This is a genomic window from Thermostichus sp. MS-CIW-30 (genome assembly GCF_054058015.1).
Genome location: NZ_JBSRZW010000033.1, coordinates 1 through 21,882, shown reverse-complemented (window position 1 = coordinate 21,882; position 21,882 = coordinate 1). Strand labels below are relative to the sequence as shown.

General features: G+C 59.1%; 21 protein-coding genes, 1 tRNA gene and 2 pseudogenes. 15 read left to right on the top strand and 9 right to left on the bottom strand.

From position 1 onward, the window contains the following. Nucleotides 1–23 precede the first annotated feature (23 nt). Nucleotides 24–1,760 (top strand): DNA mismatch repair endonuclease MutL, encoded by a 1,737-nt coding sequence (gene mutL / locus ACVWXW_RS12635; protein ID WP_457404066.1) that lies wholly within the window; start codon nt 24–26, stop codon nt 1,758–1,760. A gap of 36 nt (nt 1,761–1,796) precedes the next feature. After that, on the top strand, nt 1,797–2,648 hold the full coding sequence (locus ACVWXW_RS12630) for a vitamin K epoxide reductase family protein (RefSeq protein ID WP_457404064.1): 852 nt from the start codon (nt 1,797–1,799) through the stop codon (nt 2,646–2,648). Here the strand turns inward: ACVWXW_RS12630 and ACVWXW_RS12625 are convergent. The 5 genes from ACVWXW_RS12625 to ACVWXW_RS12605 all read right to left on the bottom strand — a co-directional run bounded on the left by ACVWXW_RS12625 (nt 2,624) and on the right by ACVWXW_RS12605 (nt 7,642). Further along, nucleotides 2,624–3,682 (bottom strand): diguanylate cyclase, encoded by a 1,059-nt coding sequence (locus tag ACVWXW_RS12625; protein WP_457404062.1) that lies wholly within the window; start codon nt 3,680–3,682, stop codon nt 2,624–2,626. The two genes, ACVWXW_RS12630 and ACVWXW_RS12625, sit on opposite strands and share 25 nt — an antisense overlap. Nucleotides 3,683–3,758: 76 nt before the next feature. Then, a complete protein-coding gene (gene btpA, locus ACVWXW_RS12620; RefSeq protein ID WP_457404060.1) occupies nt 3,759–4,646 on the bottom strand; it encodes a photosystem I biogenesis protein BtpA in 888 nt (295 codons plus the stop codon). A 31-nt stretch (nt 4,647–4,677) separates the two neighbouring features. Next, complete coding sequence (locus tag ACVWXW_RS12615) at nt 4,678–5,823, bottom strand: quinone-dependent dihydroorotate dehydrogenase (protein ID WP_457404059.1); 1,146 nt, start codon at nt 5,821–5,823, stop codon at nt 4,678–4,680. A gap of 122 nt (nt 5,824–5,945) precedes the next feature. Then, the gene (locus ACVWXW_RS12610) at nt 5,946–7,259 is read right to left on the bottom strand and encodes an O-antigen ligase family protein (protein ID WP_457404058.1); all 1,314 of its coding nucleotides are present in this window, start codon (nt 7,257–7,259) and stop codon (nt 5,946–5,948) included. Next, entirely contained in the window at nt 7,259–7,642 is a 384-nt protein-coding gene (locus tag ACVWXW_RS12605; RefSeq protein ID WP_457404070.1) for a 2Fe-2S iron-sulfur cluster-binding protein, read from the bottom strand. The genes ACVWXW_RS12610 and ACVWXW_RS12605 overlap by 1 nt, the downstream gene beginning before the upstream one ends. A gap of 197 nt (nt 7,643–7,839) precedes the next feature. Here ACVWXW_RS12605 and ACVWXW_RS12600 point away from each other — a divergent pair, with 197 nt between their 5' ends. Next, nucleotides 7,840–8,283: a phosphomannose isomerase type II C-terminal cupin domain gene (locus tag ACVWXW_RS12600; RefSeq protein ID WP_414398411.1), complete on the top strand. Its 444-nt coding sequence runs from the start codon at nt 7,840–7,842 to the stop codon at nt 8,281–8,283. Between the two features lie 50 nt (nt 8,284–8,333). Here the strand turns inward: ACVWXW_RS12600 and ACVWXW_RS12595 are convergent, their stop codons facing one another. Then, a complete protein-coding gene (locus ACVWXW_RS12595) occupies nt 8,334–10,715 on the bottom strand; it encodes a M48 family metalloprotease (protein WP_457404057.1) in 2,382 nt (793 codons plus the stop codon). A 202-nt stretch (nt 10,716–10,917) separates the two neighbouring features. Next, nucleotides 10,918–11,364 carry a Fur family transcriptional regulator gene (locus ACVWXW_RS12590; RefSeq protein ID WP_011433855.1) on the bottom strand — a complete coding sequence of 149 codons (447 nt, stop codon included), beginning with the start codon at nt 11,362–11,364 and terminating at the stop codon, nt 10,918–10,920. Nucleotides 11,365–11,750: 386 nt separating this feature from the next. On the opposite strand from ACVWXW_RS12590, the gene ACVWXW_RS12585 reads away from it, so the two are divergent. Further along, nucleotides 11,751–12,131, top strand: coding sequence for a hypothetical protein (locus tag ACVWXW_RS12585; RefSeq protein WP_414381531.1), 381 nt, complete (start codon nt 11,751–11,753; stop codon nt 12,129–12,131). 51 nt (nt 12,132–12,182) lie between these two features. Then, a complete protein-coding gene (locus tag ACVWXW_RS12580) occupies nt 12,183–13,535 on the top strand; it encodes a D-alanyl-D-alanine carboxypeptidase (protein ID WP_457404056.1) in 1,353 nt (450 codons plus the stop codon). A 154-nt stretch (nt 13,536–13,689) separates the two neighbouring features. Here the strand turns inward: ACVWXW_RS12580 and ACVWXW_RS12575 are convergent. After that, a tRNA-Ile gene (locus ACVWXW_RS12575) sits at nt 13,690–13,762 on the bottom strand. A 98-nt stretch (nt 13,763–13,860) separates the two neighbouring features. On the opposite strand from ACVWXW_RS12575, the gene ACVWXW_RS12570 reads away from it, so the two are divergent. The 10 genes and pseudogenes from ACVWXW_RS12570 (at nt 13,861) to ACVWXW_RS12525 (ending at nt 21,652) form a co-directional block, all read left to right on the top strand. Then, a complete protein-coding gene (locus ACVWXW_RS12570) occupies nt 13,861–14,400 on the top strand; it encodes a TMEM165/GDT1 family protein (protein ID WP_457404055.1) in 540 nt (179 codons plus the stop codon). A 57-nt stretch (nt 14,401–14,457) separates the two neighbouring features. Beyond that, nucleotides 14,458–14,793 carry a TMEM165/GDT1 family protein gene (locus ACVWXW_RS12565; protein WP_457404054.1) on the top strand — a complete coding sequence of 112 codons (336 nt, stop codon included), beginning with the start codon at nt 14,458–14,460 and terminating at the stop codon, nt 14,791–14,793. Between the two features lie 115 nt (nt 14,794–14,908). After that, nucleotides 14,909–15,058 (top strand): hypothetical protein, encoded by a 150-nt coding sequence (locus ACVWXW_RS12560; protein ID WP_011433860.1) that lies wholly within the window; start codon nt 14,909–14,911, stop codon nt 15,056–15,058. Between the two features lie 98 nt (nt 15,059–15,156). Then, entirely contained in the window at nt 15,157–15,918 is a 762-nt protein-coding gene (pyrH, locus tag ACVWXW_RS12555; RefSeq protein WP_011433861.1) for a UMP kinase, read from the top strand. 361 nt (nt 15,919–16,279) lie between these two features. Further along, on the top strand, nt 16,280–17,422 hold the full coding sequence (mltG, locus tag ACVWXW_RS12550) for an endolytic transglycosylase MltG (protein WP_457404053.1): 1,143 nt from the start codon (nt 16,280–16,282) through the stop codon (nt 17,420–17,422). 11 nt (nt 17,423–17,433) lie between these two features. Beyond that, a complete protein-coding gene (locus ACVWXW_RS12545) occupies nt 17,434–17,907 on the top strand; it encodes a YqeG family HAD IIIA-type phosphatase (RefSeq protein WP_414329713.1) in 474 nt (157 codons plus the stop codon). A gap of 450 nt (nt 17,908–18,357) precedes the next feature. After that, entirely contained in the window at nt 18,358–19,005 is a 648-nt protein-coding gene (locus ACVWXW_RS12540) for a thermonuclease family protein (RefSeq protein WP_457404052.1), read from the top strand. A 137-nt stretch (nt 19,006–19,142) separates the two neighbouring features. After that, nucleotides 19,143–19,326: pseudogene (locus ACVWXW_RS12535) on the top strand (hypothetical protein); the annotation flags it as partial. A 276-nt stretch (nt 19,327–19,602) separates the two neighbouring features. Beyond that, a complete protein-coding gene (locus ACVWXW_RS12530; protein ID WP_457404051.1) occupies nt 19,603–20,553 on the top strand; it encodes a LysR substrate-binding domain-containing protein in 951 nt (316 codons plus the stop codon). Between the two features lie 184 nt (nt 20,554–20,737). Further along, the gene (locus ACVWXW_RS12525; RefSeq protein ID WP_457388340.1) at nt 20,738–21,652 is read left to right on the top strand and encodes an alpha/beta fold hydrolase; all 915 of its coding nucleotides are present in this window, start codon (nt 20,738–20,740) and stop codon (nt 21,650–21,652) included. Between the two features lie 95 nt (nt 21,653–21,747). On the opposite strand, the pseudogene ACVWXW_RS12520 reads toward ACVWXW_RS12525, so the two are convergent. Then, nucleotides 21,748–21,882: pseudogene (locus ACVWXW_RS12520) on the bottom strand (RNA-guided endonuclease TnpB family protein); the annotation flags it as partial.

The window sequence follows — 21,882 nt, the reverse complement described above, 5'->3', positions numbered from 1 at the left end:
AGTCTGCTTTCTCAACTCACTCCATGTCCAAAATCCAACCCCTGAACCCAGAGCGGATCGCCCAGATGGCCGCGGGAGAGGTGATCGACTCGCTGGGGGCTGCTCTGCGGGAATTGCTGGAAAATGCCCTCGATGCCCAGGCCACCCGAATTCAAGTGGAGATCTGGCCGACTCGCTGGCAGGTGCGGGTGGGGGATAACGGCCAAGGGATCCCCGCTTCGGAGCTGGAGCAGGTGGCCCGTCGCCACACCACCAGCAAGTTGGACGGTTGCAGCCTGGGGTTTCGGGGCGAAGCCTTGCACAGCCTGGCCCGGCTGGGATCCCTGACCATTCAGACCCGCCACGCTGACGATGCCCACGGCTGGCTGGCCACCTACGACCGCCAAGGGGAGCTGGCCCACCAGCAGCCGGCAGCCACTGCCTCGGGAACGGTGGTCACGGTTGCGGATTTGTTTGCCGACTGGCCTCTGCGCCGTCGGGCTTTGCCCCAAACTCGCCCGCTCCTGACCCTGGTGCAAAATGCGGCCCTAGCCCATCCCTGGGTCAGTTGGCAGGTGCATCAGGAAGGGCAATTGCTGCTCAGCCTCTGGCCGGGAAAATCTCTGCAAGATCTGCTGCTGCAGGTGTTGCCGCAGTTGGATCCCACGGATCTGCGCTATCGGCGGATCCAGGATGGGGATAGCGATTGGGAAGTGGTGCTGGGCCTGCCGGATCGCCTGCATCGCCCCCACCCCGATTGGATCCGTGTGGCCGTAAACGGACGGTTTGTGCAGATGCCCGACTGGCAACGGCTGATCCAGTCGGTTTTTCACCACGCATTGCCCCGCCACCGCCATCCGCTGGTGGTTGTTCACCTGCGCCTGCCCCCAGAACAGGTGGATTGGAACCGTCATCCTGCCAAAAGCGAGCTCTACCTGGAGAATCTGACGGCCCGCCAGGAGCAGTTGCGCCAACACCTGCACTCCCTTCTGCAATTGGGATCCGGGCAAGCCAGCCGCCGCTCTGTGCATCTGATCCGGGCCAGCGAGGCCAAGGTGGTCTATCGAGTCTCGCCCGATCTCCAGAGCCATCTTCCTCCCTCTGACCGGCCAACTTCTCCCTTGCCTCCCCTCAGGGCGCTGGCCCAACTGCATCGGATCTACATCTTGGCGGAGCATCCCCAGGGGCTATGGCTGGTGGAGCAGCACCTGGCCCACGAGCGAGTTCGCTATGAGTACATCCGGCAGCATTGGCAACTGGTAGCACCGGAGACGCCCATAACGCTGCAAGGACTATCGCCCCAAGCCCTGGAGCGGTTGGAGCAGTTGGGGCTGGAGCCGGAACCCTTCGGCCCCAATACCCATCTCATTCGACGCCTCCCTTTGGCTTTGGAGTCGGAAGATCCAGAAGAGGTGCAGGGATCCCTGCTAGAGCTCAGCCGCTGTCAAGATTTGCAGGCAGCTCAGGTGGCGGTGGCCTGTCGAGGGGCCTTGCGCAATGGGATCCCACTGACCCTGGAGCAGATGCAAAAGCTGTTGGAAGCCTGGCAGCGCACCGCCAATCCCCACACTTGCCCTCATGGTCGCCCGGTCTACCTGGCCCTGGCAGAAAAAGATCTGGCCCGTTACTTCCGCCGCCGTTGGGGCCTCTGCGACCGGCCTATCTCCGACTCCAAACTGGGATCCCTATGGGAGCTGGATCCGCTGGGAGACAGGTTTGCCGCCCAGGTGCGCTCTTCTGCGTCGGATCCCACGGACGAGCCCAGCTCCACCCCACTATAATCGGGGGTGTCCAACTGCTGAAACCCCTGAAACTCCATGGCTTCTTATCTCAAACTCAAAGCCCAAGAAGAGACCTGGCTGCAGCGCCATTCCCGTCTGATCTTGGCGATCCTGGCCGGCCTGGGATCCCTGTTGACGGCCTATCTCACCTACACCAAGCTGACGGAGCAGCCCGCTGCCTTCTGCACGGGGGATGGGGGGTGTGACCTGGTGCTCTCCAGCCGTTGGGCAGAGTTTTTGGGGATCCCGACCGCGGCTGTTGGCCTGCTGGGGTTTCTGGGAGTCTTGGCGCTGGCGGTGCTGCCGGATGGGATCCCACTGGTGAAGCGGTGGCGCTGGCCGGCCCTGTTTGGCTTGGTTTCCGCCATGACCGCCTTTGAGATGTACATGCTTTACCTGATGGTGGCGGTGCTGCGGCAATTCTGCATGTATTGCACCACCGCGATCATCTTGGTGGCAGGGCTGGGGCTGGTGACCGTGCTGGGCCACCGCTGGCTGGATGGGGGCAAGCTGGTCTTTGGCTACATTCTCATAGGCTTTCTCACATTGGTGACCACGATTGGGGTGTACGCCAACCAAGTTCCCCCGCCTAGCCCCCTGGCGGTAGGGTTGGCAGCCCACCTGCGGCAGATCGGCGGCACCATGTACGGTGCCTATTGGTGCCCCCATTGTCAAGATCAGAAAGAGCTGTTCGGGGCAGCTTTCGACCAAGTGCCCTACGTGGAGTGCTCCCCCAACGGCCCCGGCACTCCCCAAGCTCAAGAATGCACAGAAGCGGGGATCACCAGCTATCCCACCTGGATCATCAATGGCCGCACCTACACAGGCGTTCGCTCTCTGGAAGCCTTAGCGGTGGCCTCTGGCTATCCGCTGGAAGAGGGCAGATAAACTCCTGGAGTCGGGATGAGGATGTGAACTCGGTTGCGCCCCGCCTGCTTGGCCTGGTAGAGCGCGCTATCCGCCTGCTGCAAGGCGGTTTCCGGTTCTGGGCAGTAGTCTTCGCTGAGCACGATCCCACCGATGCTGATGGTAACCGGCAAGCTTCGCTTGGGGGAGATGTCAATGGGCCGTTTGGCGATAGCCTGCCGCAGAGACTCTGCGTAGCGACCACAGCGAGAGGGGCTAAGTCCGGGCGTAAGGCAAACAAATTCTTCCCCACCATAGCGGTAGAGCAGGCTGGAGGGCCGCAGTTGATTTTGCAGCCGCCCGACGATGGCCTGCAGCACACAGTCGCCGATGTAGTGGCCGTGGCTGTCGTTGATTTGCTTAAAGTGATCTACATCCATCATCAGCAGGCAGAGATAGCGGTAGCGAGCTTCCCCGCGGCCTCCCACCTGCTTGAGCAAATGGGGCAGCGCCTGATCCAGAGCTCGCCGGTTCAACGCCCCGGTCAAGGGATCCGTCAAAGACAAAGACTCCAACAACTCATTGCGGGCTCGCAATTGCCGGTTGGCCTGGGCCAAAGCTTGGGTGAGCCGCTGGAGACGTAACCCTGCCCGCACCCGCGCCCGCAGCTCCTCAGGATCGACCGGCTTGGTGATGAATTCATCCGCCCCCGCATCCAGCCCCTCTACCCGAGCCTCAACTTCAGAACGGGACGTGAGCAAAATGAAATAGACGAACTGCCCTGCTGCGGATCCCTTGAGACGGCGACAGAACTCTACCCCCGATATCTCAGGCATGACCCAGTCGCAGATCACCATGTCGGGCCACTCGCTCTCTTCCAAGCTTTGCAAGGAATCCCAAGCTGCTCGGCCGCTTTCCCAGCTTTCCACGTAGTACTGGGAGCCTGTGAGAACATTGATAATGTAGCAACGAACCACTGGGTCATCATCGACAACCCAAATGCGGGGGGTGCGAGCCGGAACAGAGCTCCAAAAGGTTTCTTCTGCTGAACCAGAAGGGTGGTACGCAGAATCCAAGCCCTCCAGATCAAGGGATGGCATAGCTAAAGAGGAATCGCCCATTGTAGTCGGATCCCAATCCTAGCGCCAACAGCTAGTTGGAACCAGAGCCGGGAGCGGCCAGACAAGCATGGTTGGAGGCCCGCTCACGGAGCGCAAGGTGCAGTGCTTCCACAAACTGCCGCACCCGAATTGGGTCGATCATGGGAAAGGGATCCGAATAGCCTGCCGGCATGCCTGCGGAACGGGAAGACCGCTTCAGAGAACTGGCCACAATTACTCCATCTGCCCGCCGGATCAGGCTGCCGATGTTTTCAGCAGTAGCCCCCGAGCCGATGAGCAGCGGCACCTGAGGAGCAACTTTGCGGGCCAGCTCCAGCTCCTCCAGAAGGGGTGGCTTGCCGGTGGCCCAGCCGGAAAGGATGATGGCATCGGCCAGGCCACGTTCCACCGTGTCGGTGATGGCCACATCCAGACTGATGGGACCTAGGGGTTGGGCGTGTTTCACCAGCACATCGGCGAAAATCTTGATGTTAGCCCCCAGCTCCCGGCGATAGCGCAGCAGGCGGTAGGCATTCCCCTCGATAATGCCTTGGTCGGTCACCATCGCCCCGCAGAGCACATTCACCCGGATGAACTGCGCCCCCACGCAGGCGGCAATTGCCAGAGCACTGCAGCCATCGTTGCGCAAGACATTGATCCCAACCGGCAGCGAGACCAAGGTTTTCAGCCGCTGGACGATGACGGTCATGGCGCTGACCACCGCTGCGTCCACCCGATCCTTGGCAAAGGGGGCATCGTAAAAGTTCTCGACGAGGATCCCGTCTACCCCTCCTGCAGCCAGGGCAGTAGCTGCCTGTTCTGCCTGAGCGATCACCCATTCCAAGTCCCCCCCCCAACGGGGCGAGGTAGGCAGCGGCAACAAATGAACCACCCCAATGACCGGATGGGGGGTTTTGAAGAGGTGTTGCAGCAGGTTCACCGGCAAGCTTCCTCAGGGATCCCTAACGATCTTACGCCTGGATCTGACCCACAGGGGTATTCTCTGGGGGAAGTGTAACATCAGGGCTGGGGGGAGAAGAGCGGGCTAGGCCTCGGAGCAATTGCGGCACCATACCCGGCCCTTCGTAAACCCAGCCGGTGTAGACCTGCAGCAGGCTGGCTCCCGCTTCCAGTTTCTCCAAGGCGTCGGCCAAGGTGAAGATGCCCCCCACTCCGATGATGGGCAATTTTCCTTGGGTGGAGCGGTGGATGTAGCGGATGACTTGGGTGGAACGCTCCCGCAAGGGGGCACCGCTGATCCCGCCGGCTTCTGCAAGGATTGGCCTAGACTCCGCTGGTGCGAAGGGGATCCCGTGGCCAGGTAGGAAACGGGTCTTCAGGTTATCGCGGCGGAGGGTGGTGTTGGTGGCCACAATCCCGGCCAGTTGATGGTCTTGGGCCAGCTCCAGGATGCTGTCAATGTCGGGCCAGTCCAGATCGGGGGCGATCTTCACCAGGAGGGGTTTTCGCTTCTGATTTTCCCGCTGTAAGGCAGATAGGATGGGCTCCAGTTGCTCAGCAGCTTGCAGGGATCGCAGCCCCGGCGTGTTGGGGGAGCTGACGTTGACCACAAAGTAGTCCCCCAGATCCTGGAGCAGCCGGAAGCTGGCCAGGTAATCGGCAGCCGCTTCTTCCAGAGGGGTGATTTTGGCTTTGCCCAGGTTAATTCCAATGGGGATGGGACGTTGGTGTAGCCGACGCAACCGTTCCGCCAGAGCCGCCGCCCCTTGATTGTTAAAGCCCATGCGATTGAGGGCAGCGCGATCTTGGGGCAGTTGAAACAGGCGAGGTTTGGGGTTGCCCGGTTGGGGCTGAGGAGTGACGGTGCCCACCTCTACAAAACCAAACCCCAGGCTGGGCCAGACGCCCAGAGCCAGGCCATCTTTGTCGAAGCCCGCAGCCAATCCAAGGGGATTGGGAAAGGTAAGGCCCCACAGCGACACCGCTAGCCGGGGATCCCGGTAGCAAAACAGTCGCTCCAGAGCCGATAGGATCCCGGTGGCCTGGGTGGCATCGATCCAATGCAAGGCGCGCAGCAGGGCCATCTTGACCGTTTCTGGATCAGCTCTCAGCCCAGAAAAAAGCAGAGGCCACAACACATCTCGGTACAGGTTCACCGCAAAGACCCTCTACAGGTAAACTGCCCCTTGGCTGTAGCTTGCTTCCGCGTCGCAAAAATCGGTGAGCAACTGATGGACTCCGGGCTCACTGCCAGCTAAGGGATATCCCATTGCAGCACTCAACGGTAACCTCTCTGGGCTTGCTCTTTGCCGGAGATGGAGTCCCTTTGCCGCTCAAGGCTGGCTCCCCAAACTGCCCCCAAGAGTAAGGTTACCAGCAGGTGAATGCGGCCATCCAACATCACCACATCCAAAAGCCCTGAGGCAAAAAACGCCGTCAAGGCCAGCAGCATCCCCAGCAGGACGCTTTCTTGCGAGCGCCGCCAAGCTTGCCATCCCCGCGCCAAAATCCAGCCCCACAGGATCAGATGGCCCAGCAACAGCGGGATCCCACCCTCAGCCGCCAGGTGCAGGTACAAATTGTGGCAATGGCCCAGCAGCTCCGGCGGATCTTGAGCATTGTAAAGAGCGGCAAAGCTTTGCCAGCCCCAACCGGTCAAGGGCCGCTCCTGCACCATCTGCAGGGCGAATTGCCAAGCATCCAGCCGGTTGGCGGTGGAACTAAAGTAGAGCGCCTGGGGATCGAAGGTGTCTGCCAGACGGCTCCAAATCAATCGGGGCACAACAGCCCGCCAGCCCGGCCAATCCCAAGCAGCGGCCAAACCGGCCAATCCCAGACCGGCCAAGATCCCGATCCCCCACCAACAGCGCCGCAGGGCCAGCCCCATCATCAGCGCCAGCCCCCCCACTCCCCAGCCGTTGCGAGAGGCCGTCAGCAGCAACAAGAGGGATCCCAGCCCCAGCACAGCTCCCAGCCCTACTGCCTGTGGCCAGTCTCTATCGGCTCGATCCAGCCACAGCCCTGCTGCCAAGCACAGGTGGATCACCAGGTAGATGGCCAGGATATTGGGGGAAGTAAAAGCTGCCGCCGGTCGCTCTCCCCCGGCAACCCCCGTGATCCAAACCGGCCCCAAGAAGAAGTGCCCCTGCCATTCCCACAGCACTTCTCCCCAACCCAAAAGCAGCATCAGCCCGCTGCCCAACACCAACATCTGGGCCAAACGCCGACGGCCTACAGGATGGAACTCCGTCCCGCTACCGCGAGAGGCCAGCGCATCGGCAAAGGCCGGCAGCATCAACAAAAAAGGCCAGTAGTTGAACATCCCCGGCAGGCTCAGTCGCCAATCCTCCCCCCAAAAGGCCACTCCCACCGCAGCCAGGCTCAGGAGAGCCGCCAGTCCAAATAGAGGATCCCGCAGGATCCGGCCACCGCAGCGGGTATAACCCTGAATCGTTCCCACCAAAGCCAACAGCAAGCTGGGGGCCAGATTCACCGGGATCAGCGCCGCTGCTGCCAGCAGCCAGCCCCGCGGTTGAGAGGGCAAGGGATCCGGCGACAGTTGTTGAGACAAAACCGGTGCCGAAGAAGACATCACTCATCCTCAAGGGGGATCCCTGGCCTGACCTGCCCCTGGCCGAAGTAGCGCCCAAATTGCAGCTCGTACACCTCATCTTCATCTTGGGTTTCTACCCAGAGCTCCGAGCGGGCATAGCCCACGCACAGCAGCCCATACCCCTGCTCCTTCAGCTCCCGCGAGATGCCCATTGCCTCCGGCTGATACAGGGATCCCCGCCGTACCCGCACCGCACAGGTGGTACAGGCGCCGTTGCGACAGGCAAAGGGCAGTTGGATCCCTTGGGCCTCGGCGCTGGCCAAAATGTATTGATCCGCCGGCACCTGGATCAGATAGTGGGTGTCCCGTTGGCGGTCATGGATGTGAACCGGGTAAGAAGGGACAGAAGAGGAAGAACGCATGGGGAAGTGGCCTTTTTGCAGAGCAGAAATCTTTTTCATGATTCCACAGGATTTTAACCACTACCCCACCAAACCTGAACCGGCTGGGGATCCCCAGGAGCTGAAGCCGATCTGTTGGTGGTTATAAAGATAAACAAACAGACTCCGAGTTGATGATTGGGATAAGCTACAGGTAGGCCTCCCAAGGAGAGCATCCCATGCTAGAAACCCCCAATGCCAATTTGGCCTCACTGGAAAAACCATCGTCTTCCCTCTCTGCCGAAACCCTCAACAAGCTGATCGAGAGCAATGCTGAAAGTCGGCCTTGGGGGAGCTTTACAGTGCTGGAAGAGGGCCCTGGCTACAAAATCAAGCGGATCGTGGTTTTGCCCAAGCATCGCCTTAGCCTGCAGTTGCACTACCATCGCAGCGAACACTGGATCGTCGTTGCCGGCACCGCCAAGGTCACCTGCGGAGACGAAGAAAAGCTCATTACGGCCAACCAATCCACCTATGTGCCCCCTTGCACCAAGCATCGTCTGGAAAACCCCGGCGTCATCCCTCTGGTGATTATCGAGGTGCAAAACGGCCAGTACTTGGGCGAAGACGACATTGTCCGCTTCAGCGACGACTACGCCCGGGTTAACGGTGGGCAAAAGTAGCCAATCCCAATGGCCTAGGCGAGCTCTTCGCTGCTGAGGATCGCGATCCTCTAGAACAGCATCACCAGCAGGGCAACCACTAACAACAGCACAGCCCACATAGCCTGCCAGAAGGGATGGTAGCTGGTGATGAGCTGGCCATGGCGGCTTTGAAAGCGGGCCAGATCCAGGTAAGGGGCCACCCCCCGTCGGAACCACCCCACTGCGGATCCCTCTTGGCCGATCAACCCCCCTGCCTGGTACGCCCCGAACAGGAAGTTGCCCAGCGGCCCAAAGCGGGAAGCATAGCGTAGGAAGATCATGCCGGTCTTATCCTGGAACTTGAGATCGGAGCCAAAGCGATAGCCCGGATCCCCTCGCCCAATCACCCGCCCCTCCAACTGCATCGGCAACCCGCGCAAGGGGCTGGCGTAGGGATTGCTCATCGCCTTCAGCACGGTCAACGCCGGCGGGTTTTCCAGACTGGGGTACATCACTGTCATCTTCAGCAGCAGGCCCAAGCCCACCCCCATCAGGGTCAGCCCGGCAAACATTTCATAGAAGCCCACCTGCAAGGCCGGGATCCCGAGCAGCGCCCCCACAATCGCCCCCAGCCACTCGGCGTTCAACAGCAGTATATCCAGCAGAAAGTTCCCGTAGAGCTGTTGCCGGTTGAGCTGCTTGCCCTGGGCAACCACGCTGGCCATATCGAACTCCACCGGCAGATCCAGTTGCTCCGCATAGGTGCACAGCGCCCGCACCCGTTTGCCCGTGAGGGGATGGGTGGAGTTCAGCTCCATCCACCAGGCCCAAGGGTTAAACAGATCCCACAAAAATACCCTGCCCACCTGGCCGGGATCCGAGGCAACCCGGTAGGCCGTCCCCGCCGTAACAGCCGCCTTGGCATCGTAGATCCCCAAAGCCCGCGTTCCTTCCAGCAGGCGAGCACTGCGCTGTCGGGTTTCCTCATCCCCCTCCCGCTCTCCCTCTTGCACAATGCCGTAGGCAATTTTCACCAAAGCCCGCGAGAGCCCATTGGGGTTGCCGGTGGTTTCGGCAGCAAAGTGGTCGGCAAAGTACTCCCGCACCCGCGACAGATACAGCAACAAGTAGGAGCCGGCCACATAGAAAAAGTAGGCGACCAAGGCCAGGGAGCGGAGGCTGCCCCTTTTGCCGTTGTCGCGCGCATCCCGCATGTAGACGTAAAGAAGGTAGAGAATCTGCACCAACGTGGAAGCCAGGGTCATGACGGCGAAATCCCAGTGGATCACATGCCCCAGCTCGTGGGCATAGACCGTAGCCACCTCTTCATCTTCCAAGTAGGTGAACAACCCTTCGCTGACGACGATGCGGGCCGTGTCCGGCAGGCTGCCGTAGGTAAAAGCAGTGGGGTTTTGGTCGCGGATCAGCCCCAGCTTCGGCTGCTTCAGCTTGTACTGGCGGCAAACCCGTTGAATCACCTCTGCACTCTCTGGGCTGCGACGCCCAATTTCCGCCAAGCTTACCCACTCGGTGCCATAGAGGCTGTGCTGGATCCAGTCCATCAGCCAAGGGGACAAAAAGAAGATCAGGGCATTGAAGGCGAGGGTGAGCAGAATGGCGAAGATGAAAGAGCCCAGAGAGAATCCCCCCTCTAAGCTGCCCAAGACGGTCAGGAAAAGCACAAACACCATGCCAAACAACAGGCTCAGAGTCACGCCTGCGGCCATTGTCAGGTTGCCGGCAAAGCTGGCCAACATTAGCGAGACCCCCACCTGAGGCGCGCGGTAGCTGCGCTTGGTTTGTCCGGTTTTGAGACCTGAGGTGGCGGGATCCAATTCCGCTAGGGTGCGGCTGGGGTTGAAGCAATAGCGGCTCAGCCAAACGCTCAGTAGACGCAGCTCGTGGGGATTCAGGCTTTTCAGAGGCTCCAGCCACAGGGCTGCCTCCACCGACAGCATCACCGTCGAGACGGTGCTGGGATTGCGAAACAAGGTGGGCAAGAGGGGCAGAACCTCCTGTTTTTGCCCAGAAGTGAGGCTGTGAAAACCCAAAACCGCCTGGCGGAGCAAACCAGGCGGCTGAGGAAGGTCGGCAGTAAGCAACTGGCGATCGCTGACAAAGCAGTAGCGGCTTAGATCCAGACTCTCTGAGAACTCCATCCCGGGATCCACCTTGTCTGTCGCCGGCTCCGGATCCAGCCTCACCTGAGTTTTCCAGTCGGCAGCCTGCTGGCCCATGGGGCGGCTGTAGAGGGCCAACCGTTTGACTTGGGGGTAGCGAGTGGGAATCGCCTTCTGGAACCAGGCCGTCAACTCCTCATAGTTGAGAGCAAGGCCGGCAGGGCGGTTGATCATAATGACGAGGGCATAAGCCTTGGGACTCTCCTGGAGCGGTTGGGCTTTGGCCTGTAACCTAAGGCGGGGATTGGCCAGCGCCTGCTCCAGCCACTGCACCACTTCCTGTTCGTTCATGGCCCTCTCCCGGATCTAGTGGGGTGAAGAAGATCAACTATTCATCAACCATTCAACTGTTGCCTCGGTTGCCGACTGCCGATTGGCCTCACGGGAGCTATTCTGGCATTTCCTCCCGTTGACGGGATCCCCATCCTCCTACCAGCCCAGTACAGTTCCCCTTCTGGGAAAGCATGAGAACCTGAGCTTTGGGAATTTTTGGCTACAAAATCGAGCGCTGCCCTTCTGGGCTGATACCAATAATGGTGAGCTGGCAATCCAACACTTTGAAACCGTACTTTTCTGCCACCTTCTGGGTGATGTTAAGAATGGCGTTGTTTTTGAACTCGATCACCTTGTTGGTCTTGACGCACACCAGATGGTGGTGGTGGTGGGGGGCCGGCTGGTTGATCTCGTAATGTTTGTGCCCTTCGGTCAGTTCCAGTTCTCGCAAAATGCCCATGCGGGACATCAGCTTGACGGTGCGGTAAATGGTGGAAAGGCTAATGTTGTGGCCTTCTTCCCGCAACTTTTTGTGCAACTCCTCCGCGCTCAGATGCGTGCCCTCAGGCAAGTTTTGAAACGTTTGCAGGATGATCTCCCGCTGCCGAGTGGCTCGCCAGCCTTTGGCATTGAGCTCTGCCTTGAACGCCTCTTCGGTGTAGACCATGATGCCGCCCCTCCGCTGTTGGGCAACGTCGCCGTAACAGTCAATAAGTCCTGTAATTGATAATAACTTCATTTATGACGACACCACCCGACTTGGTTGCTGAAGACTGGTTGCTGAAGACATTGTTCAGGCTCAATGGACAGGCTCAATAGAACAGGCTCAATAGAACAGGGACGCAACTGAGGCGCATGGGCTGCCGGGAGAGCCTCGGGAAGGGTGCGGGAAACCCAATCCCTCATCCATCCGGGATGAGCTAGCCTACAGAGCAGAGCCATGTGGCGGACTGTTTCTGGTGTTCGGGCGCGCCTAGGCTAACATACTCAAGAAAAGGCCCGCGGCATCCTGACAGCGTTGGCAAGCGTAGTGATCGGGGAAGGAAAACGAAAATGCGGTTTGAGCAGCCCAAAACCTATTCCATTTCTCTGGGTGGCTGGGGGTTCTGGCTGGGATCCCTGGCGTTGGCAGCTTTGCTGACCAGTGTCGGGCTGGGGTGGCTGGTCACTGGATTGGTGGCCCTGTTGCTGCTTTTGCTGTCCTTGCCGGTGTTGGTGCTCCTGGCCTTTCGCTGGTGGGCGCGCCGCTGGATCACGACGGATCGCTGCCCGGTGTGTGGGTCAGAATCGCAAGCCATTGAGGGCAGCCATTTCTTTTGCCCCAATTGTGGAGAGCCGCTGTTTGTTGCAGACGGACGTTTTTATCGGCAAACGCCCCCCGGCACCATCGATGTAGAGCCTGTGGAAGAGGGTGGCTGGGAATTGACGAGCTGATGCCCCCTCGGTTGCCGGGATGTTTAGAGGGTGTTTTCCGTGAAAAGTGCTATGCCTGCGGCACCCCATGGTGCTACACAACACTGTTGCTCCGCAACGCTGACGCCACGGCACGAACGACATCTGTGGGGCTGGCCCGGTAGGCGGCTGGTTTCGAGCTGGGTTGGGCTGCTCTCGGCGGCCACTCTGTTGCTGAGTTTGTCTCCCACTTCTCAGGCGACGGAGCAGGGATCCCTGCAACCTCAGGTGGAAACCTATCTGGCTCAGTTGGCCGGTCGGGGGTTTTCGCCCGCGGCTCAGGGGGTTTGGCTGCAGATGGAGGATCCTTCGCCTCAGCGGGACAGAATCCTTGTTTTGGGACAGCATCAGGGATCCACACCCTTGCCGGCAGCTTCTTTGACCAAGGTGGCAACGACCCTGGCCGCTTTGCAGCACTTTGGCCCACAACATCGCTTTGTAACCCCTTGGCTGACCACCGGCTCGCCAACAGCCGACGGGGTGCTGCAGGGGGATCTCTGGGTGGTGGGGGGGGAGGATCCCTTGTTCGTCTGGGAGGAAGCCTTCTCCGTCGGCAACCTGCTCAATGCCTATGGGATCCGCCAGGTGCGCGGGGATCTGGTGGTGGTGGGCCGCTTTTACATGAACTTTTCCCGGGATGTGGCGCAATCGGGATCCCTGTTGCGGCAGGGGCTGGATGCGCGGCGCTGGCCGCCAGAGGCGGAGGCCCAATTTCAAACCTTACCCCCCGGCACACCCAGACCGCAGGTGGAGATTTTGGGCTCGGTACGGGTTGCCCAGCAGATCCCGCCCGGCGCTCAGGTTTTGCTCAGACATGAGTCCCCTCCCCTCATTCACCTGGTCAAGCTGATGAACCTCTACAGCAACAACTCCATGGCCGAGATGTTGGCCGATGCGGTGGGGGGAGCAGACCAAGTGGCCCAAATTGCCCGGGCCATCGCCGGGATCCCGCCCGAAGAGCTACACCTGATCAATGGTTCCGGGTTGGGGGTGGAAAACCGCATTTCGCCGCGGGCCAATGTAGCTTTGCTTCGAGCGATCCAATCTCTTCTGGAGGAGCAGGGGCTCTCTCTTGCCGATGCTTTTGCCGTCGTCGGCCAGGATGTGGGGGTGTTGGAACGGCGGCTGTTACCGGGGATCTTGATCGCCAAGTCGGGCACCTTGAGGAGCGTCAGCACCTTGGCGGGTGTATTGCCAACCGCGCAGGGGGACATCTGGTTTGCCCTGATGAATGGCGGATCCGATCTGGTCGGCTTTCGCACCCAGCAGGGACAATTCCTCAGCCAGCTCCAGTCCCAATGGGGATCCCCTGCCACCTTGCCTGAGCGTTGGATCCCTCGCTCTGGGGATACGGGATCCCGCACAGAGCTGAACCCGCGTCTTTGAAACTGTGCCCAACTGGTTCTCTCTCAGCCCAGAGTGACCTCGGTCGCGTTAGCGGAACGCAGTCCTATGTCCGCCCTCCCAGTTTGGGAATTGAGATCGACTTGGCCCGCTGTCAACAGCCCTCAACCCAGAAACCTCGTCCAGCAATTCCCGATGGGGCGTACAGGGATCGAACCTGTGTAAGGCAAATTATGAGTTTGCTGCCTAAACCGCTCGGCCAACGCCCCTGATTCTTTTACTCTAGCGTCTACTCTAGCGCCCTTGTCTCCTCCAGAAGCGGCTGAAAACAGGATAAGCTGCATGTCGGTGGTTAGGATCTGACGCCATGGCTTCGCCGCGTTCTTGGCAGGGGCAAATGGCCCTGGGCTTGGGGTTGATTGCCTTGTCCTCGGCTCTCTGTTTCGGTTTCTTGGCCGTTGGGCAGCACTATCTCTACGGGGATGGATCCGCTGCGGATTTCAAGCCCGCCAGGGAGAGTTTGGCTTTGTCTCCCGCCCCCGAGATTGGACTTCCGACGACACCGCCCCTCCCTAACCCCCCCTCTTCCGACGGCAATCTCCCAGAGGGATCCCCACTGCAACTCTGGTTTGTTACTTTTTTAACCGTGTTTGTGGCGGAAATGGGCGATAAAACCCAGTTGGCAACCTTGCTCATGAGTGCCCAATCCCAATCTCCTTGGGCGATCTTTTTCGGTTCCGCCGGTGCCTTGGTGACCGCCAGTTTTTTCAGCGTAGTGTTGGGGGAAGGTCTGGGGCAAGTCATTCCCCCAGGCTGGCTACAATGGTTGGCGGGTGCAGGGTTCCTGGTGATCGGGGGCTATGTATTATGGCAGGAGTGGCGGGGGAACAAGCTCCCAGAGGGCTAGCCTCCCTGAGCAGCCGATGCCAACCCGGCAGGACAGAGTGGAGAACAACCGAGGAACGTGTTGATCCAAGACAACGACAGCCGAACCCCGTCTTTTTTGCTGCGGCAAATGGCCGGACGGGCCGCCCTAGTGAGCTTTGGCTCGATTCTGCTGGCCGAAATGGGCGATAAAACCCAATTGGCGACCCTGCTCCTCAGTGCCCGCTCGCAAAACGCTGGGGTAATCTTTTTGGGCGCTGCTGCTGCTTTGATCAGCACCAGCCTAATTGGGGTGTGGGCAGGAGCTTGGGTGGCCCGCCTGATCCCACCTCGCTGGATCAAAACCCTGGCAGGCGTGGGGTTTGTTGTGATGGGCCTGGCCTTGTTATGGGGATCCCTGCCCATAGCCGGCTGAGCAGAGGGCTTCAGGATGGCTTCGGCAAAGCGTGATAGGATTAAGAGCGCCTCACTTTGACACTTCAAACTGAGGACCTTCACTTGAGTCCGGACAACCGGTCAGGAAAACCAGCATGGCCAAAAAACGCAATCTGAAGCGGGAAAAAGCCGAGCGCAACCGCGAATATGCCAAACAGTTCCAAAAAAGTCGTGCTCGCAATGGCCGCCGCTTCCGTTCTGCCCCCCGCGACAACGAGGCCAGCGCTGGCGAAGAACAGCAGTAAGGTTGTTTTTGTCGAGATGCTCTGTCGGTCAATCCTGTGAGCGGAGCTAGTTCAACAAACCTGCTATCGTATGCAGGGGTGGGCCGGAGCGGATAAGCATGAAATATCGACGGATTCTACTGAAGTTGAGTGGTGAAGCCCTGATGGGGGAGCGCCCCTACGGGATCGACCCCGAGGTCTTGAAGTCCATTGCCGGCGAAGTGGCCTCAGTGGTACGGGCCGGTGTGCAAGTGGCGATTGTGGTGGGAGGGGGTAACATCTGGCGCGGGCGCAAAGAGGCGGCTGCCCAAGGGATGGATCAGGCTTCTGCCGACTACGTAGGGATGCTGGCCACCGTCATCAACGCCTTAACCCTGCAGGATGCCATTGAGCGAGCCGGGATCCCCACCCGGGTGCAGACGGCCATCGCCATGCAAGAGGTGGCGGAGCCCTACATTCGTCGCCGCGCCATTCGTCACCTGGAAAAGGGGCGGGTGGTGATTTTTGGGGCAGGATCTGGCAACCCCTTCTTCACCACCGATACCACTGCGGCCTTGCGGGCGGCGGAGATCGATGCCGAGGTGATTTTCAAAGCCACCAAGGTGGACGGAGTTTACGATGCGGATCCCAAGACTCACCCTCAGGCCCGCCGCTACGATGTCCTCAGCTATCAGGATGTGCTGAACCGCGATCTGCGGGTTATGGACAGCACCGCCATCGCCCTCTGCAAGGAAAATCAATTGCCCATCGTGGTCTTTGACCTGACTACCCCTGGCAATATTTATCGAGTGGTGCAGGGAGAACCCATCGGCACTTGGATCGGACAGCGGACGGTCGAGAACAACGGGATCCCCAGCCCAGGAGAGTTGATCCCAAGTTAGGGGGGAAATCGGCCTTGAGAGTCCGGCGACGCCCTAGCCAGGATTGAGTCCGAAGGATAGCCTGGCTCAAGGGTGTGCTCAGGCCGTTTGGAGGGAAAGGCAATGACAGATCAGCTAGAAATTGCAGGAGCCCCGCACTGTACCCGTAGGGTCGGTGTCGGGAGGAATGCTATAACAATACTGCGGACACCAGAAACGGTTGTTTAAGGCACTGGTAACGGTCGATTGGGGGTGCTGTAAACCACCCCAGAGGCTCGTGGTTGGCTTGCTAACTGCAGGGCTACTAAAAGCCCGCTCCGTACCGCCTAGCGGTTGGTGTCGGGTAGTTTACGTTCAGCATTCGGCCCAAAAGGATCCCGTCTTGCCCAAATGCTCTGCTGCCCAAGGCGCTATACCCAGGTCACCCCATGTTGCTACGCAACGCTTACGCGAACGCTGGGGTCGGCGTCTTTTGCAGAGCTTGATTTTCCTGTTGGTTCTGGTCGGGGGATTGGGCTACTGGCAGTGGCAGACCTGGCTCCAGCCGGTGGGCGGCCCAGAACCGATCCAAGTAACAATCCAGCCGGGCAGCAGCAGCCGTCTGATCGGGCAAAAACTGCGCCAAGCAGGGGTGATTCGCTCAGCTCTGGCTTGGGAGCTGTGGAGCCGCACCTTCGGGCGCGACTGGGTGTTTCAGGCGGGCACCTACGCTTTGGATCCCAACCAGGACATGCTGGCCGTGGCCCAGCAACTGCGGCAGGGAAGGATCCTGCAAAGACGTCTGACCATCCCGGAGGGTTGGCGCATCGAGCAAATGGCAGAGGCTCTGGCCCAGCGCAACTGGCTGGCAGCCGATGCCTTCATTGCCGTGACCCGGGTGATTCCCCCCCTCGATTGGCTGCCCCCCCACTTGAGCTCTCTAGAAGGCTACCTGTTCCCAGACACCTATCTTTTCCCCATCGAACAGGTGGAGGGATCCCTGCCGGATCGGGAAAAGGCCCAGATGGTGGTCGACGCCATGCTGCAGCGATTTGTCGCAGTGGCCCTGCCCCTGTTCCGCCAGCACACCACTTCCCTGTCTCTGCACGAGTGGGTTACCCTGGCCAGCATTGTGGAGCGGGAGGCCGTGGTGCCGGAAGAACGCGCTTTGATTGCAGGTGTCTTTCTGAACCGGCTTAAGAAAGGGATCCCCCTGGGAGCCGATCCGACGGTGGAATATGCCTTGAATATCCGGCAAACCCCAGATCGCCGCCTCACCCTTGCGGAGGTGCGCACCCCCTCTCCCTACAACACCTACCTCAACCCGGGCTTGCCCCCTGGTCCCATCGCCAGCCCGGGCTTGGCCAGCTTAAAAGCCGTTTTGCAGCCTGAGCAGACCGACTATCTCTACTTCGTGGCCCGCTACGATGGCACTCACATTTTCAGCAAAACCCTAGCAGAGCACGAGGCAGCCCAATTGCAAATTATTCAAGAGCGTCGGCAAGCTGCCCAGGGATCCCACCATAGTCCTCAACCCAGTCCTTAGCCGAGGAGCGGATGGTACACAAACCTTGGTTCAAGCTCCTGCAACCGGATCTGGTGGTGGCCGGCACTGTCTTAAAGTTGCGGGCAGAAGACCTGTGGGCCTGGCAGGTAAAAGGCATCATCTTTGACGTAGACGGTACACTGGTGCCGAGCCGACAGGTTGAGGTAGATCCCGCTGTGGCTGCTTGGCTGGAGCAGTTGCGTCCGCACTTTCAAATTTGGCTGGTGAGCAACAACCTCAATCGCAGCCGCATCCAACAAATCGGAGAAAGCCTGAACCTGCCCTACATTCACCGCGCTGGGAAACCCTCACGGCGGGCCTTGCGGCGGGCCGTAGCCCAGATGGGCTTGCCGGTAGAAGCAGTGGCTATGGTGGGAGACCGCCTGTTGACGGATATTTTGGCGGGCAATCGACTGGGGTTGGTAACCGTGCTGGTCAACTCCCTCTTGTCCGAAGCAGTCGAAAAGAACCCTGCTACCCTCTAGGGGCTGCGCTTTTGAGAGATTTGAGAGTTGGACAACTGTAATTGTTTCAAACTGAATTGAAAAGGTTTCCAAGCACTCCCCCTTTCCTTCGCAAAGAGAGAAGACCAAAAGACAATCCTGCTGCTCGGAAGGACTTAGTCACTTCAGTTTAGGGTGAGACGCCTGGGCAGCTGAGAAAAGCCCTGTGGCCCCATGCATGTTTCATGCATGTTTTAGGTGTGGGTACAGTGTCCCAGTTTGAATCGAAATGACCAACCACAGGTTGTCAGCGCTGACAACTGCTGACCGGATGGGTAGCACATCTAAAAATCAAGACAAAAATCGAGAGAGATTTTCCAGACCTGACCCATCTGCCCCAATTTTTTGTAGAGTGACGGCAGGTGAGCCGGATCCCGCGTTGAAGCCCAGTAGGCGGCGGTGTGAGGGCGGTGTGAGATCCAAAGGTCAAGCATGCGAACCATCCCTATTGTCAAGTCCGCCATGCAACGGCTAAAGTCCATGCTGCAAAAATCCCTGCGTTCTGCTGCGACTTCCCCCCGCTCCAGATCCTCGCTTGTATCCAATGGACGGAGCCTGATCAAGCTGGGCAGCTTTCTGGCCTTGCCTTTGATATTCTCGACATTGCCCGGTTGGGCTTTAACATTGGTGGCGCGTCCAGATCTGCGCGACCTCAAACGTGCAGCCGTGGTTCGGGTGATCAACTACAACACCCTGGTTGTCCAGCTTGAAGGAGACTTGAATTTGCGGCTGGTGCAACTGATTGGGATCGATCCCTTGCCTGACCCGATCAACCCCAACTGGACGGAGTTGCGCGGACAAACCCCTCTGGCAGTTTACAATGCTGGCCAATATCTGCAGACTGCTCTGCTGGGACGTGAGGTGTTTTTGGAGTTGGATCCTGCCCTAGCCCCTGCTCCCACCTTGCCTGCCTACGTTTGGCAAGCCAACACCCTCATCAACCAGGAAATGCTGTTTTTGGGGCATGGCCTGTTGTCGCCACAAACCGATGGCTTGAAGTACGGCCCCATTCTTACTGAAGCTGCCGATGCAGCCAAAAGACAAGGACGCGGCTATTGGACAACCTACGGCCCTCGCTAGAGACCAAGCCAAACCCAGAGCTGGAATTGCCGGCCTGTTTGTTGAGAATAATCTCAACAGCCATCTTCCGCCGGTCGGTGAGAGCATGACTCTAGTCAATAATAAGCTCAACTATACTGAAAATAATGTATAATATGTTCAGTACGGATTACTACCAGTTGATCTTTCTGTTTACTTTCGAGTCTGCCAACATGGTAGCCAAAGCAAAGCAGAAAATTGGTAGTAAGACGACACGGAAACTGCGCTTTGGGTATTCTACTCAAAGCTTTGCGGGATACCGCCATTCTGGTTGGAAACAAACAGAATGCTATCGCTGCATAGTTGAACAGTGATGTTCAGCAGTGTTCAGCGTAAATGTATCAGGTAGGTATTGTGGGCATAGCTGCTCCGAATGGCAGAGAAACAGCCCGAAGATTCTGAGCTCTCCTCTCCACTCTTGGCTGGTCACCCCCCAGAGCCGAGCTGCCGGGAAAGGGTTGAGCTGCTCTCTTGGGATTTCTCGCTTGTTTATGATGATCTCGTGTGGGTTTCCAAACGCGGGCTGCCCAGCTTTTCAGGGAAACGTAAGGGATCCCACTGTGGGGTTTGGAGTTCCCTATGGCGGATGAGTTGCCGTTTACTCTAGATCAGCTCCTCATCGTGCGGGCAATTGCCCAGCAGGGTAGTTTTCGCCGTGCTGCCGATAGCCTGTTTGTCTCCCAGCCTGCCGTCAGCTTGCAAGTACAGAACCTGGAGCGACAGTTGGGGGTGGTGCTGTTCGACCGCAGTGGGCGCAAGGTGGAGCTGACGGATGCCGGGAAAGTGGTGCTGCAGTACAGCGAGCGCATCCTCAAGCTGTGCCGTGAGGCCGTCGAGGCCCTAGCGGATTTGCAGAAAATGGAGGGGGGGCATCTGGTTCTGGGGGCCAGCCAAACGGTGGGCACCTATGTCATGCCTTCTTTGATCGCCCAATATCACCGCCGCTATCCACAAATTTCCGTACAGCTCTTGGTGCAATCCACGCGGCGAATTGCCCAGAAATTAGTGGACGGCCAGTTGGACGTGGCCATTGTTGGCGGGGAGATCCCCTTTGAGCTGCAGCGGCACTTGAAGGTGATGGCTCTGGCGGAAGATGAATATGTGTTGGTCGGTGCTCCCGGGTGTGCCATCGACTCTCCGGCTCTTGTGGATCTGCTGGCTTTGCCCTTCATCACCTTGGATCCCCAGTCTTCCACTCGGCAAACCATCGATCGGGTGCTGAACCGCCACGGCATTAACCCGGCCCAATTGAACGTGCGGCTGGAACTCAGCTCGATTGAAGCGATCAAAAATGCCGTCCAGGCGGGGTTGGGGGTGGCCTTTCTGTCCATGGTGGCAGTGGGATCCGATGTGGAACAGGGACGGTTCCAAAAGCTGGCGGTGGAAGGGCTACAGATACGGCGTACCCTCTGGCTGGCTTTTAACCCGGAGCGCTATCAATCGCAGGCAGCCACCCGTTTTCTCCAGGGGCTGCTGACCCGCCAAGACTGGCTGAAAACTCCCCCGCCCCATTTGCAGTTGATCGGCTAAGTTGCGATGCGTTACGGCCTTTTCCGAGTTGATGGGATCTCCGGTAGATTCCGGTGGATTGAGCAGGATCCCTGTTCAAAGAGATACGAGAGATATTTCCGTATAGGTGCATTCGCTGTAGCCAATGCTGCTCCGGAAGAAACTGCATCTGCTGAATCTGTCTGTGTCTACTGACCCCAAGCCGATGACCAGGCAAACGCTGTTGGAACGACTCCCCCTGGCCCAGCGCTTGGCGGAGTTACAGGCCCGCGTTCAAGAGATCCCGCTGCACAGGGTGAAATTGGAAGGGTTGAACATCGCAGGGGCAGAGTCCTGCTGGGCTGCCTATCGAGACTGGGGAAAAGGGATCCCACTGCTGTTTCTGCATGGCTTTATGGCCACTCATGCCAACTGGTGGCCGCTGATGCAAGGGTTGGGAGACGAATATCGCTGCATTGCCTTGGATTTACTGGGGTTCGGGCAGTCCGGCCAACCGGCCTTGCACTACGACATCGCTGCAGAAGTAGAGTTTGTGCGCGGATTTGTCCAAAGGCTGGGCCTAGCTGCTCCGGTTTTGGTGGGCCATTCCTTTGGGGGATGGGTGGCGGCAGCTTACGCCGTGCGGTATCCGCTGCGGGGGTTGGTTTTGTTGGCTCCTGCCGGGATCCGCGACGACAGCTTTGTGAGACGCTACAACCATTTGCGGCCCTTGCTCTGGGAAAGCGCTTGGGTGGATTGGCTGTTGCGGGCGATCGCTCCGCTGGCCCGCTGGTGGCATTGGGAAGACAAGCTGGCCCAGCTCTTGTGGTTGCGGGGATCCCTGCGTCAGCAGCCGGTCGCTCGGCAATTTCTCCGACAACGTCTGCGCCCACAAGCTGCTGTCGATACGGTTGAACGTTATCTCAACTACATTCAGGCCCCCACCCTGGTGATCGCCGCCGAACAGGACGACACCATTCCCCTCTGGCACTGCCAAACCTATGCCGAAGGGATCCCTGGGGCTCAGCTCAAGATCCTGGCCGGGGCCGGCCACGCCATCCCTGCCTTGCATGGGGAACAGGTGCTGCCCCTGATCCGGGAATTTCTCGACACAGCCCTTTCCGCACAATGCGGGCTTTGAGCTGGGGCTGTAGCGTATGGCCGAGAGAGGAATGCCGCTTGCCAGATGGCGATGCCCGATAGGCGACGGAGCGCCGCCCAAGGGGAACGCGTAAACTACCCGGCCCTGACTGCTTCGCAGTACAGGGCGGGCTTTCGGTAGCCCTGCAGTTGGCAAGCCAACCACGGACCTCTAGGCTGGTTTACGACAGCCCCAAGTTTGGCAATCATGTTGGCCCCATTCCAGTCCGC

Coding starts and splice junctions, on each gene's coding strand:
- mutL (WP_457404066.1), top strand. CDS start 24: ATGTCCAAAATCCAACCCCTGAACCCAGAGCGGATCGCCCAGATGGCC.
- ACVWXW_RS12630 (WP_457404064.1), top strand. CDS start 1,797: ATGGCTTCTTATCTCAAACTCAAAGCCCAAGAAGAGACCTGGCTGCAG.
- ACVWXW_RS12610 (WP_457404058.1), bottom strand. CDS start 7,259: ATGTCTTCTTCGGCACCGGTTTTGTCTCAACAACTGTCGCCGGATCCC.
- ACVWXW_RS12605 (WP_457404070.1), bottom strand. CDS start 7,642: ATGCGTTCTTCCTCTTCTGTCCCTTCTTACCCGGTTCACATCCATGAC.
- ACVWXW_RS12600 (WP_414398411.1), top strand. CDS start 7,840: ATGCTAGAAACCCCCAATGCCAATTTGGCCTCACTGGAAAAACCATCG.
- ACVWXW_RS12595 (WP_457404057.1), bottom strand. CDS start 10,715: ATGAACGAACAGGAAGTGGTGCAGTGGCTGGAGCAGGCGCTGGCCAAT.
- ACVWXW_RS12590 (WP_011433855.1), bottom strand. CDS start 11,364: ATGGTCTACACCGAAGAGGCGTTCAAGGCAGAGCTCAATGCCAAAGGC.
- ACVWXW_RS12585 (WP_414381531.1), top strand. CDS start 11,751: ATGCGGTTTGAGCAGCCCAAAACCTATTCCATTTCTCTGGGTGGCTGG.
- ACVWXW_RS12580 (WP_457404056.1), top strand. CDS start 12,183: ATGCCTGCGGCACCCCATGGTGCTACACAACACTGTTGCTCCGCAACG.
- ACVWXW_RS12570 (WP_457404055.1), top strand. CDS start 13,861: ATGGCTTCGCCGCGTTCTTGGCAGGGGCAAATGGCCCTGGGCTTGGGG.
- ACVWXW_RS12560 (WP_011433860.1), top strand. CDS start 14,909: ATGGCCAAAAAACGCAATCTGAAGCGGGAAAAAGCCGAGCGCAACCGC.
- pyrH (WP_011433861.1), top strand. CDS start 15,157: ATGAAATATCGACGGATTCTACTGAAGTTGAGTGGTGAAGCCCTGATG.
- ACVWXW_RS12545 (WP_414329713.1), top strand. CDS start 17,434: ATGGTACACAAACCTTGGTTCAAGCTCCTGCAACCGGATCTGGTGGTG.
- ACVWXW_RS12540 (WP_457404052.1), top strand. CDS start 18,358: ATGCGAACCATCCCTATTGTCAAGTCCGCCATGCAACGGCTAAAGTCC.
- ACVWXW_RS12530 (WP_457404051.1), top strand. CDS start 19,603: ATGGCGGATGAGTTGCCGTTTACTCTAGATCAGCTCCTCATCGTGCGG.
- ACVWXW_RS12525 (WP_457388340.1), top strand. CDS start 20,738: ATGACCAGGCAAACGCTGTTGGAACGACTCCCCCTGGCCCAGCGCTTG.